Consider the following 12,580-nt stretch of genomic DNA (forward strand, 5'->3'; position numbering starts at 1 on the left):
TGCGAACGATTCGTTACATGACGAGTCACTCACAGCAACCACAGAAAAAACCGGGAGACAGGTTATCTCCCCGAGACCTTCAGCCGACGATTTCGGCGCTTCGTACCTTCCGGTCGGTCTTGTTTGCAGCCCGCGACGCCCTCCGCCGGAGCACCGCGACCACCATTGCGACAGCGGTGAGTACGACGAAAACGCGTTCTGGCGCGGGTCCCACATGAGTTGCTATGGTGTTGCTGGTGCGTAGCGGGAGGTCGGCTACCAAAGCGGCGGGCACGAACTGCGGACTTTCTTGCCGCACACTGCCATCCGCACCGATGATCGCGCTGACCCCCGAGGTTGCCGCGACAACAAGGGCGCGGCCGTGCTCGACCGCCCTGATTCGGGACATGGCCAGCTGCTGGTAGGTCATCTCGCTGTCGCCGAAGGTCGCGTTGTTGGTCGGCACGGTGAGCAGCTGGGCGCCCGCGCGCATCGCGTCCTCGAAGGCTCGGTCGAAGGCGACCTCGTAGCAGGTCGCGACACCGATCGGGATGCCGTCGGCGTGTACCACGCCGTCGCCGTGGCCGGGCACGAAATACCCGGCACGGTCGGCGTATTCGGAGAACAGCCGGAAGAACGAACGCATCGGCAGGTACTCGCCGAACGGCTGGATGATCTTCTTGTCGTGCCGCTCCCCCGGGCCCGCGGCACCGTTCCACACGATCACCGAGTTCGTCGTGGTGCGGTCGCTGTTCACCAGCACCGCGCCGACTAGGATCGGCGCGCCGATCTGCGCGGACGCCTCGGTGATCAGCGCCGAAGCGTCGGCATTGCGCAGCGGGTCGATGTCGGACGAATTCTCCGGCCAGATCACCACATCAGGCTTCTTCGCCTGCCCCGCCTCGATCGCGCGGGCCAGTTCCTTGGTGCGGCGGACGTGGTTGTCCAGCACGGCGCGGCGCTGTGCGTTGAAGTCGAGGCCGAGGCGGGGGACGCTGCCCTGGATGGCGGCGACGGTGATGGTGCGGTCGCCTTGATCGGGGTCGGGCAGGGTGGCGCCGAGGATGAGGCCCGCGATGGGCATGATGACCAAAGTCACTGCGGCGGTGACCAATGCGATTCGTGGGGTCGGGGGAACACCATCCGAGTCGGCTGCGCGCATCGATCGCGCGGCCAGAACCAGTGCCGCAGCGCCGGTTCCGGTGAGTGCCACCGCGAAGCTGACCAGCGGTGCACCGCCGAGCGAGGCCAGCGACAGGAACCAGCCGTCGGCCTGGCCGAATGCCAAACGGCCCCACGGAAATCCGCCGAACGGAAAACTGGACCGCGCCCACTCGGCGGTCGCCCACGCCAACGCCACCCACAGCGGCCAGCCGGGCAGCTTGCCGACGAGCCGCGCCATCAGCCCGAACAGTCCGATGTACACCGCGCACACCGCCGAAAGCGCCAGCCACGGCAGCGGGCCGACGTAGATTCCGGTCCATGGCAAGAGTGGCACGAAAAACGCGAGCCCGGCGAGGAATCCGTATCCGAACCCGGCGCGCAATCGGCCACTCCCGCGCACGGTCAGCGTGAGCACCGTAATGCCGAGCGGCGCAAGGAACCACCACGGCCTCGGCGGAAAGCTGCCGAACAACAACAGCCCGGCCACAATCGCCGCCACCGATCGCCACAACACCGGGTACCGAGTCAGTGCCGCCGACAGTCGTTCACGCACCACGTGTGGTCGCCTTCCCATGCGATACGGCGAGTGCCGTGATTCCCCGATACTGCGAGATCTGACCGAACCGACAGCGTGCACGCCGATGCCGGTGGATTCGATGGCCGCGCAACCCGACTCGGTGCTCGGTCGAGCTGACACCGGGGTGCGCGACGGCCCGTGAGCTACCCACCGGAACGTCGCCGCCGACGGCCGTTGTGGCGCTGTGGGATTCGGCCACGCCGCCGCGACGAGATGCGGCTCCCGGCCACGCGCTCACCTCGACCGACCCACGCTGCGCCGGCCCGAGCCGGGCGGCGCGTTCACGCTTCATAGATCGTTGCCCCGCGGTGCACGGTGCGCAGGCAGGTCGGCAGGGGCGAATCCGGTGCCAGCGGAGGCAATCCGGGAACGCGCGACCTGGGGTCGGTGGACCAACGTTGGACGGTGTCGGCGGCTGCCGCGACGACGAGTTGGTCGGCGTCCCATACCGCGTAGGAGGCGGGAGCGCCGGGGACCAGGGTGCCCGCGATGCCGTCGCGAACGCCGCCCGCGCGCCAGGCGCCGCGGGTGGCGGCGGCGAAAGCGGCACGCGGCGAAAGGGAATGGCCGGGGGTGCGATGGTTGGCCGCGGCGCGAACGGCAGCCCAGGGATCGAGCGGGGTGACGGGCGCGTCGGAGCCGATGGCGAGGGAGATGCCCGCTGCGGCCATGGGTGCGAAGGGATTCAGCGCGGCGGCGCGTTCGGCGCCGAGCCGGGCGGCGTACATGCCATCGGCACCGCCCCAGGCCGCGTCGAATCCTGGTTGCACGCTGGCGATCACGCCCCACGCGGCGAGCTTGGCGATCTGATCCGCGTCGAGGAGTTCGGCATGTTCGATGCGGTGGCCGCGGGCGGCGACGGCCGGGCCGCCGAATTCGGTGACGACGCGGTCGAATCCGGTGATGATCGCGTCCATGGCGGCGTCACCGATCACGTGGAAGCCCGCTTGGATACCGGCCTCGGTGCAGGCGCGGACGTGCGCGGCGATGGTATCGGCGTCGAGGTAGGCGCGGCCGGTGCCCGGGTCGTCGGTGTAGGGGTCGCGCAGCCAGGCGGTGTGTGAGCCGAAGGAGCCGTCGACGAACAGGTCGCCGCCGAGGGCGTGTACGCCGAGTTCGTCGACCAGTGCGCGTGCCTCGTCCGTGCTGCTCACCGCTTCGCCCCAGTACGCGCGCACCTCGACGCCGTGCCGGAAGTCGAGCAGTTCACGAATGTCGGTGCGGCCGGAGATTTCCGGGCCCGCGCATTCGTGCACCGCGGCGATGCCGTGTGCGGCGGCGTGGTCCAGTGCGGCGGTCCTGGCTCGATCCCGTTGTGCCCGTTCGAGTTCCGCGAGCACGGTGGTCCGCACGAGGTGATGCGCGGTTGCCCGGATCGGCTCGCCGCGGGTGAATCCGTCGGCGGAGGTCACCTGGGGCAGGGCGTCGAGCAGGGCCGAGGACACCACGGCCGAGTGCGCGTCCACCCTGGACAGATACACGTACCTGGCGCCCGCGGCCTTGTCGATCTCCTCGATGGTGGGCGGGCGGCCTTCGGGCCAGGTGGTCTCGTCCCAGCCGTCGCCGAGGATCGCGCCCTCGGGACGTGCCGCGGCGAAGTCGCGCAGCAGTGTCAGGCAGTGTTCCAGCGAACGGGCCGCGGATAGATCGAGCCCGGTCAGCTTGAGTCCCAGCGCGGTGACGTGCACGTGCGGGTCGACAAAGGCGGGCGCCACGAACGCGCCTTCCAGGTCGATGATCTCCGTATCAGGGTGCATCGCCCGTCCCGGCTGCTCAGCGCCCAGCCACACCACGGTTCCGTCGTTCACCGCCATCGCTGTCGCGTCGGGGGAACTGGAACTGTAGAAACGACCACCGATAAGCAACTGGGTACCCACGAGGCACCAGTCTGCCGTATGCCCGATTCGGGCCTTCAGGTCAGCCGTTCAGTACGGGATGCGGCGCCGTGTCCTCGGGGCACGCCAGCACCGTCATCACCTCGGCGAACTGTGACGGCCCTAGGTGCGAGCCGGATCGACAACCTGCTTCGACGGCGATCAGTTCCAGCCGCAGCGCGGCCGCGGTGAACCCGGAAATCGACTGTCCGGCAGCTGCCGCGGCTTTCTTGACCGCTGCGGCTAGCTCCTCGCTCACCGTGATGGTGAGTTGCTCGGTGGCCATCGCGTCACCATAGCCCTGTTTCGCGCGGATCCCTAGCGCGCCCGCGCGCCTTTACTACTCGTTGGTAATAGCGAAACTATGACTTGGTAATCGCGCGGTGGGCGTTGCCCTGACCATCGTCGTACCACTGCTGCACCACGACGCCGTCGACCACTTGGTCGCCATCGATCACCACACCGCGATACGGGACCGAAGCGGCCAGCTTGCCGAACCGGCGGGCGGCGAACGCGGTGACCACCGGACGCACCAGCATCCTCGTCGGCGGCAACAGCAGGAGCAGGCCGAACAGCGAGGTGACCAGGCCGGGCACGAACATCAGGAACCCGCCCGTGGCGACGAGCGCACCGTCGGCGACCGCGGTGCCGGGCGCGATCTCGCCGCGCCCGGCGCGACGGAACTGCTCGAACACCCGTCGGCCCTGCGAACCGATCAGCAGCATGCCCGCGGCAGATCCGGCGATCAGCAGCAGGATGGCGGGAATCACACCGAGCCACTGGCCGACGGCGACCAGTGCGATGATCTCGGTGATCACGTAGAGGACGAATACTAGGGCGGGCATGGCGATCCTTTCGGACGATCTACTCGTTGCAACGTCCGGCGGCGCCGTTTTTCTCCCGAATCCGCCTGAGAGGCCGCTGAGATCCGCGTCAGGCTACCGGTTGGCCGTAGGTGCTCATCTGGACGAGCAGCTTCTCCAACGCATCCGGGCCGAACATCAGGGCCTGGTTTTCGGCGGATTCGGTGGCGAGTTCCGCGCTGCGGGGGAAGAGGGCTTGTTCGTAGGCGTTCAGTGCCTGCTCAGTGTCGGGGTTGGCGATGAGAGCGGCGGCGAGTTCGGCGCCGTCGAGCATGGCGAGGTTGGCGCCCTCGCCCGCGAAGGGGGACATGAGGTGGGCGGCGTCGCCGAGCAGGGTGACACCGGGCGTGCGGTCCCAGCGGTGGCCGATCGGCAGGGTATTGATCAGGCGTGGCACCAGTGGGCCCGCCGCGTCGGCGACCAGCGCGCGGAGTCGGTCGTCCCAATCCTGGAAGTGTTGCAGTACAGCGGCTTTCGCTGCGGCGGTGTCGGTGAAGTCGATACTGCTCAGCCAGTCCGCCGCGGTAGCGAAGGCGACGTAGGTGTGCATGGAGCCGTCGGTTTCCCGGTGGGCGAGCATACCTTTGTGGTCGGCGAGGGCGAACATCATTCCGCCGCCTGCCAATTCGGCGGTGTCGGGGTTTCGGGTGGCGACGTCGGGCAGGTCGCATTCGATGAACGAGACACCGGAGTAGGCCGGGGTGGCTGCGGACAGCAGCGGCCTGATCTTGGACCAGGCGCCGTCCGCGCCGATGAGCAGGTCGGTGGCGAAGGTGGTGCCGTCGGCGAGGGTCACCTCGTGCCTGCCGTCGCCGAGGGCGCGCGCATCGGTTACCTTGGCGCCCCAGCGAATCGTATTGTCGGGCAAAGAGTTCAGCAGTATGCGGCGTAGGTCGTTGCGGTCGATCTCGGGTCGATCGCCATCCCCGCCGGACTCTTGCATGCGGACGTTGCCGTGCTTGTCGATGATGTGCATTTCCTCGCCGCCCGCGTGTACGAGCGCACGGAACTCCCCGAACAGCCCTGCCGCGTGCAGGGCGGCTTGGCCCGACTCCACGTGCAGGTCGAGCATGCCGCCTTGATTGCGGGCGGTCGGTGAGTCGTCGAGTTCGTATATGGCCGTTGCGATTCCGTGCATGTGCAAGATGCGGGCGAGCACGAGGCCACTGAGGCCTGCGCCGATTACGGCGATGGGATGGTGTTGCGACATGGCATTCCCTAACGGTTGTTGTCGGTGGGGCGCGGTGTGTGCAACGCGCCGTTGATCAGCAGATGGAAGCCCCAGTCGAGGCGGTCGGCGCCGGGGCCGGACAGTAGGTCGTCGCCCAAAGTGGCGATCCTGGGGTGATTTTCGGCCGAGGCGTTGCGAATGGCGGCGACCAGCGCGTCGGTGTCCTGTTCGGCCGCGGTGTCGCGGTCTCGGGTGGCGTGTTCGGCGGCGTTCGCGGTGGCGAACTGCAGCAGGACGTCGCAGAGCCAGGCCGCGCGGTCGTCGGGGACGTTGCCCTCGTTCAGCAACGCGAGGATCGCTTCGAGGAGGTTCAGGTAGCCGGGGCCGGACGGACGGGCGACCAGGGCGGATTGGCCGAGGCCGGGGTTGTCGTACAGCACCATCGTGTACGACGTGAGCAGCTGGACGAGACGATCCTGCCAGTCGCCCGAGGCGTCGACCGGGGCGAGATCGACCACGCCCAGCATCTCATCGAGAACTGCGGCGTGCAGTTCGGCGGTGTTGCGGACGTACACGTACAGCGACGCGGGCCCGGTATCTAACTCCGCCGCGAGACGTCGCATGGTGACTCGTTCCAGACCTTCGGCACGCATCAGCCGGACAGCCGTCGCGATGATTCCAGGCCTGGTCAGCGCCGGTTTCGCCGGACGCTCGCGGCGGCTTCGCGGTGCACGTGGATCTGTAGGCATGACTCCACTATAACGAACATGTTCGTTACGAACATGTTCGTTAGATCACAAGGCGAGGCAGCTCCAGGCCGGGGAGCCTTACGGTCGCGCTCAATCGACCGACTATGAAAGCGGCCGCACCCGACGGGATACGACCTCAGAACTGGTTCAGTGCCTACGCCAGCCCCCGCCACTGCTCAGCGGCTCACAGAGGGTCAATTCCGTTGCAGGCCTGCGGGTATCGGCGCAGCGGGGCTGATCTATCAGCCGCCGGGGCGAACCAGCCCGGTCTCGTAGGCCAGCACGACGGCCTGAACTCGGTCGCGCAGACCGAGTTTGGTGAGTACGCGACCGACGTGGGTCTTGACCGTGGCCTCGGAAAGGTAGAGCTGCTCGGCGATTTCGGCGTTCGAGCGACCCGCGGCGATTTGCTCGAGTACCTCGCGTTCGCGGGCGGTGAGCACGTCGAGCACACCCGGATCGCGCATGCGCGCCGGATCCTCGGCGATGAGCCGATCCAGCAGGCGCTTGGTCACCTTCGGCGACACCACCGCATCGCCCCCGGCAACGCTGCGAATGGCGGAGATCAGATCTTCCGGCGGGGTGTCCTTCAACAGGAAGCCACTGGCACCGGCGCGCAACGCGCCGAGTGCGTGTTCATCGAGATCGAAGGTGGTCATCACCAACACCCGGCAGCCGTGTCCGGCCTCGACGATCCGCGCGGTCGCGGTCACCCCGTCCACCACGGGCATCCGCACATCCATCAACACCACATCGGGCCGCAACTCCGCCGCCCGGCTGACCGCGGCCGCCCCATTGGCTGCCTCCCCGATCACCTCGATATCCGGGTGCGCACCGAGCACCATCTTCAGCCCCATACGCATGAGTTCCTGGTCATCGACAACGAGAACGGTGATCGGCACGCCCCTAATCTAACGTGCCCACCCACACACCCCAGTCCATCCGCCGCGCACCGCTCCTCCTGCTGCGCGCAAATCAGCTGGCGAATTCGAGCGCGGCCAGCGAATTCGAGCGCGGCAGACAACTACCCGCGCAGCGGGCAACCCGCCCAAACTACGCGCGCGGCAGCGAGCGGGGTGATGCCGCGCACGCTGTCGCCTGCCGCGCACGAATCAGCTAGCGATTTCGTGCGCGGCAAGCAAACACGCACGCGACACCCAGCCCCGCGCGCAGCAGGCGAATCCGAGCGCAGCAGGCGAATTCGCGCGCACCGTCGAGCGGAGCGATCGCCGCGCACCTTTTCGCACGACGCGCACGAAGCAGTGGGCAATTTCGTGCGCGGCGGGCGGACTCGTGCGCAGCGGGCGGACCGTGCGCAGCGGATTACTCCGGGAAACCCGGTTCGAGGGGGATGGTGGCTTGGACGCGCCACGCGCCGTCGGCGGAGCGGCCGGTTTCCAAGGTACCGCCGAGGACGGCGATGCGTTCGCGCATGCCGACCAGGCCCATGCCGCCGCCTTTGATGCGGACGGCGGGTTCGTCGAGGGGGATGCCGCCGGTGTCGGTGATGTCGATGGTGACGTCGGTGTCGCGGCGACGGACCTGGACCCACGCCTTCGGGTGCGGGCCCGCGTGGCGGAGGGTGTTGGTGAGGGATTCCTGCACGATGCGGTGTACGCCGAGGCTGACCTCGGGGGCGACGTCGTCGAGTTCGCCGGTCAGTTCGAGTTCGACGGCGAGGCCGGTGCCGCGCATCATCTCGACCACCTTCGCGAGGCCCGCGGTGCCGTGTTGCGGCAGCTGGTCGGGGGCGTGTTCGGTGCGTAGCAGCGCGACGGTCCTGCGGAGTTCGCGCAGTGCCTCGCGTCCGGTGCCCGCGATCGTGCCGAGGGCTTGTTCGGCCGCGTCGGGGTCGCGGCGCAGGGCGTATCGCGCGCCGTCGGCCTGCACGATGATCACGCTGACCGCGTGCGCGACCACGTCGTGGAGTTCCCGTGCGATGCGGGTGCGCTCGGAGGAGACGGCGTCGTGTGCGCGGCGTTCTTTGTCGTAGTCGGCGACCGCAAGCCGGGCCGCGACTTCAGTGTCGTAGGCATGTCGCGCGCCAATGAATTCGGCCAACGTCCAGCACAATGCGAAGAACATCGCGGTGAAGATGAGATCACTGGGCGCGACGATGCCCGCCGAGGCCGACAGACCGCTGTCGATGACCAGTCCGACTCCGAACCACAGTCCATCCCGCCGCCCGACATACGCGACCAACGTGTACAGCATGATGCCGAGGCTGAACAGCGTGATGTGCTCGACCTTCTCGTCGCCGACCACGTACTGCACCGCGGTCGTCGTGAACGACAGCAGCAACGAGACCGCCGCCATCGCCCGCGGATACACCCGCCGGAACACCACGGGCAGCGGCAAGAACAACCCGATCGCGACCGCCGCGATCTTGTTCTCCGCATTGGTGGCCCCGAGCACCTCGAGCACCAACAGGACAAGCGCCAGCATCGAATCCGCAACGATGGGCTTCCCGCGAAGCCACAGACTGAACCGACGCACCACCTCACCCTAAGGCGACCGGCACCCGCCCTCCGACAACAGCGCCGCACACCGCCTGATTTCCCGCATATGGCGGGCTGTTGCGAAATGGGTGCTGGTGTTGCGGGCCGCGTAGTGGCCGGCAACACGGGGTTGGTAGATCCTCCCGGTCCTGCTTGTCAGCAGGGCGCCAGGGTGAGGTGGCGGGTTCCGATGGCTTTGAACAGGTTGTGAACGAGGGCGTGGAAGCTGAATTCTGCTGCGGCCCGGCTGGTTCCGCGGCTGGTGAAGCGTCGGAAGCCGAGGTTGTGTTTGGCGTGGCCGAAGGGGGTTTCGGCGATGTGGCTGCGTTGTTTGTAGAGGGCGGCGCCTTCTGGTGTGCGCAGCCGGTGATCCATTTGCTCGATCACCGGCGCGTCGGTGGGCGGGGGGCCGGTGGTGGGCCGGGTGCGGGCGGCGGTGGCCAGGTCACGGCGTTTGCCGATGGCGATGAGCCGGGCGGGCCCGGCGGCGGTGAGGTTATCGGTGCTCAGGTAGCCGGCGTCGGCGAGCAGCATTCCGATCGGGGCGGGTGAGGTTTCACCAGTGGTGTCGGGACCGGCCGGGGCTGTTACCGCGGCCGTGTAGTCGTTGAGAAGTGTTGCGATAGAAGGGTTTTCGTGTGTGTCTACGGGATGGTGGGCGGTGATGAGGTCGGCGGCGGTAGCGGCCTTGCCCATCATCTCGGCGAAGGCGGGACAGTCGCTGGGATTGTTGGCGACCCCGGTAGCGATGATCAGTCCGTCGCCGCAGGTGACGGCCTGACAGTTGAATCCCTGCAACCATCCCCCGCCGCGCAGCGGCATCGGGCGAGACTCGGGGTCGGTGATATTGCGCTGGGCGTCTTTATCGTTGCCGGCCCGCTCGGCGGCCTTGCGGGCCGCCCCAGCCCGGGTCACCGCCTCGGCCTGCGCGGTTACCGCCTGCGCGGCGACCGCACGATCCAATGCCCGGCGCACGCGTTTGACCGCGTACTCCTCATCCACCGGGGCGGGCCGGCGCCCGCGCCCGCCCGCCGCCAGCCAGCGCTCGATCTTGGCTTGCTGCGCGGCGCGGGCCTGTTCCCAGTTGCGGGTCAGCACCTGCACCCGGATCTCGGCCGGGGGCAACCCGACCCGGGGCCCCCGCTCGTCACGACGGCGCTGATAGTCAGCGACCATCGCATCACGAGCGACCTGCCTGGCCTGCTCACGCTCGCGCCGACGGGCCCCGGCCCCCTCACGCGCCTCGGCGCGAGCGGCGTTTTCAGCCTCCAACTCCGCCAACGCCGCAGCGATCCGCGCCGCCCGAGCCGAGGGCTCGACCAACTCCGTGGACATGCCCCCACCACGCTCATCGGGCCCGAACTGCTCGTCCTCGGCGGCATCGGTGGCCGCATGCTCGGCCGCCGCCGCCCGCGCGGCCGCCCGCGCCGCATCAGCGACGGCTTGCTCGCCAGCAGCCGCCCGCAACCCCTCCTCGGTGCGGTTCGCGCTCAACGACGCGTTCGAGGCGATCTTCACCGAATCCATCGCCACCACCCCCAACCGGCCCATACCCAGACGCGCGCACAACACCAGGACCTGGGTGAACAACTCCTCCACCACATCAGCCAGCTCGCCACGGAACCGGGCAATGGTCACATGATCAGGCACATCCCCGGCACAGATCACCCGGAAGGTGACATCACGCGAGCACAACCACTCGATCTTGCGCGAGGACCGCTGGCCTTGGGCCCACGCCCAAATCAACAACGTCAGCAACATATCCGGGTCATACCCCGCACGCCCCACACCACCAGTGCGGCGTTTGGCATGCAACCGCGAAGTGTCCAACCCCGCCACCGCCTCGATCACCAGCCACACCGGATCGGAATCACTCAACCACTCACGCATATCCGGCGGCATCAAAAACTGCTGATCACGATCCACCCAGCGATAACCCTTGGCCACCAACACATCATCGATCACCAACCCTCGACACACCCAACAACCCACAAATCCTGTTGCCCGGCCGCTACGCGGCCGGACAACACCCACCCACCATTTCGCAACAGCCCGATGGAATTGCATGCGATTTCGTATGCGGGAAATCAGGACGTGTGCGGCGAGCACTGGACCGCTCACTGGTCGTGGGCGCGTGCTCTGGTTGGCTGGCAGCGTGCAGATCGGTGATTGGGTGGTGTTGTTGACCGCGGCCACGGCCGCGGGCTGGGTGGACGCGGTAGTCGGCGGCGGCGGATTGATCATCCTGCCGACCCTGTTCCTGGTCGCGCCGACCATCGCACCGCAGACCGCGCTCGGCACCAACAAACTGGCCGCGGTCGCGGGCACCAGCGCTTCGGTGGTGACCTTCGCCAAGAAGGTGCCGCTGCGCTGGCGGGTGCTGCTGCCCGCGGCGGCGATCGCCGCGGTCGCGGCCGGAATCGGCGCTGCCGCCGTGTCTTTGATCGATCGCGAGCTGTTCATCCCGATCGTGATGGTGGTGCTGGTCGCCGTCGCGGTGTTCGTCACGCTGCGCCCATCGATCGGCGTCACCCTGGCCACGCACGCGCCGACGCGCCGCAAGTTCATCCTCACGATCGCGCTGGCCGCAGGTCTGATCGGCCTCTACGACGGCCTGCTCGGCCCCGGCACCGGCACGTTCCTCATCATCACCTTCGCCACCCTGCTCGGCACCGAGTTCGTCCGCGCGGCGGCGATGGCGAAGGTGATCAACTGCGGCTCCAACGTCGGCGCGCTGATCTTCTTCGGCGCGACCGGCCACATCATCTGGGCGCTCGGCGCGGCCATGGCGGTCGGCAATGTGGCGGGCGCGATCGTCGGCTCGCACATGGCGCTGCGCAACGGCGCGAAGTTCGTTCGCGTCGTGCTGCTCGTGGTGGTGATCGGGATGGTGATCCGGTTGGGCTGGCAGCAGTTCGGCTGATCAGCCCCGGGTTTCGACCTGCGAGGCGAGCCACGGCTTGAGCACCCGCGAGGTGGTCTCGTGGATGCGCCGGTGCAGCCGCTCCCCGTCCTCCGCGCCGCTGATCGGCTGCTGGAACAGCACGGTGAGCGCGCCGGACACGGCACCGACGACGGCGCCGACCAGCGCCGCGGCGCCGACCTCGTCCAGCTCGTTCGGAAACGCGATGTGTAGCTGACGGGCAATCTCCCGCTGCGCGACCAGCTGCGCGTGCGCGGCCCGGCCACTCACCGACGGCACGGTGCGCGACACCTGCGCGCGCAATGCGGCGATCCGCGCGTTCAGATCGTCGACGAGATGCTCGCCGGGATTGTCCCCGGCCGCGCGTAAGGCCCGTAGCAACACCTCGACCGGCCGCTCCCCCGGTCGCCGGCTGCCGATCGCGGCCACCGCGGCCCGCACTCGCTCGTCCGTCTCCGGAAAGAGCAGTTCTTCCTTGCTGGCGAAGTAGTTGAAGAAGGTGCGGGTCCCGACATCGGCCACCGCGGCGATGTCGGCCACCGTCGTTTCTTCATAGCCTCTCGTCTCGAAAAGCTCTACGGCTGCCTGGAGCAGGGCTCGGCGGGTACGTTCGCGTTTGCGGTCACGAAGGGCGGATGGCGGCACGGCGGGCACAGTACGGCATTTCGCGAGGCAGACGCGGTAAGCGGCGGTTCCGCGCGTGCCGTTCTCCCCGCTCATGCCCTGTCTTTCATGGTGTGCCACTGCGCATTTCGTGCTTGTTTGCATGCGCTGCAAACTCG

The 12,580-nt window shown here is 68.1% G+C and carries 11 protein-coding genes; 1 reads left to right on the forward strand and 10 read right to left on the reverse strand.

Going from position 1 to position 12,580, the window contains the following annotated elements; translation table 11 throughout:
* Positions 1-79: 79 nt before the first annotated feature.
* The 9 genes from lnt to ACQPW1_RS31520 form a co-directional block, all read right to left on the reverse strand.
* Positions 80-1,717: an apolipoprotein N-acyltransferase gene (lnt, locus tag ACQPW1_RS31480; RefSeq protein ID WP_433655394.1), complete on the reverse strand. Its 1,638-nt coding sequence runs from the start codon at positions 1,715-1,717 to the stop codon at positions 80-82.
* Positions 1,718-2,001: 284 nt separating this feature from the next.
* On the reverse strand, positions 2,002-3,597 hold the full coding sequence (locus tag ACQPW1_RS31485) for an amidohydrolase (RefSeq protein ID WP_433655395.1): 1,596 nt from the start codon (positions 3,595-3,597) through the stop codon (positions 2,002-2,004).
* 40 nt (positions 3,598-3,637) lie between these two features.
* Positions 3,638-3,880 carry a hypothetical protein gene (locus tag ACQPW1_RS31490; RefSeq protein ID WP_433655396.1) on the reverse strand — a complete coding sequence of 81 codons (243 nt, stop codon included), beginning with the start codon at positions 3,878-3,880 and terminating at the stop codon, positions 3,638-3,640.
* 76 nt (positions 3,881-3,956) lie between these two features.
* On the reverse strand, positions 3,957-4,439 hold the full coding sequence (locus ACQPW1_RS31495) for an FxsA family protein (protein WP_433655397.1): 483 nt from the start codon (positions 4,437-4,439) through the stop codon (positions 3,957-3,959).
* A gap of 88 nt (positions 4,440-4,527) precedes the next feature.
* Positions 4,528-5,667 (reverse strand): FAD-dependent oxidoreductase, encoded by a 1,140-nt coding sequence (locus tag ACQPW1_RS31500; protein WP_433655398.1) that lies wholly within the window; start codon positions 5,665-5,667, stop codon positions 4,528-4,530.
* 8 nt (positions 5,668-5,675) lie between these two features.
* Entirely contained in the window at positions 5,676-6,377 is a 702-nt protein-coding gene (locus ACQPW1_RS31505; protein WP_433655399.1) for a TetR family transcriptional regulator, read from the reverse strand.
* 242 nt (positions 6,378-6,619) lie between these two features.
* On the reverse strand, positions 6,620-7,279 hold the full coding sequence (locus ACQPW1_RS31510) for a response regulator (RefSeq protein WP_433655400.1): 660 nt from the start codon (positions 7,277-7,279) through the stop codon (positions 6,620-6,622).
* 421 nt (positions 7,280-7,700) lie between these two features.
* A complete protein-coding gene (locus ACQPW1_RS31515) occupies positions 7,701-8,873 on the reverse strand; it encodes a sensor histidine kinase (RefSeq protein WP_433655401.1) in 1,173 nt (390 codons plus the stop codon).
* A gap of 158 nt (positions 8,874-9,031) precedes the next feature.
* Positions 9,032-10,828, reverse strand: a complete 1,797-nt coding sequence (locus ACQPW1_RS31520; protein WP_433665256.1) for a transposase — start codon at positions 10,826-10,828, stop codon at positions 9,032-9,034.
* A gap of 202 nt (positions 10,829-11,030) precedes the next feature.
* Between ACQPW1_RS31520 and ACQPW1_RS31525 the strand changes: the two genes are divergently transcribed.
* Complete coding sequence (locus tag ACQPW1_RS31525) at positions 11,031-11,798, forward strand: TSUP family transporter (RefSeq protein WP_433655402.1); 768 nt, start codon at positions 11,031-11,033, stop codon at positions 11,796-11,798.
* Here ACQPW1_RS31525 and ACQPW1_RS31530 read toward each other — a convergent pair whose 3' ends face one another.
* The gene (locus ACQPW1_RS31530; protein WP_433655403.1) at positions 11,799-12,518 is read right to left on the reverse strand and encodes a TetR/AcrR family transcriptional regulator; all 720 of its coding nucleotides are present in this window, start codon (positions 12,516-12,518) and stop codon (positions 11,799-11,801) included.
* Positions 12,519-12,580 lie beyond the last annotated feature (62 nt).

Origin of the sequence: Nocardia sp. CA-128927, from assembly GCF_050955855.1 — a bacterium.
In the GTDB taxonomy this organism is placed as follows: Bacteria; Actinomycetota; Actinomycetes; order Mycobacteriales; family Mycobacteriaceae; genus Nocardia.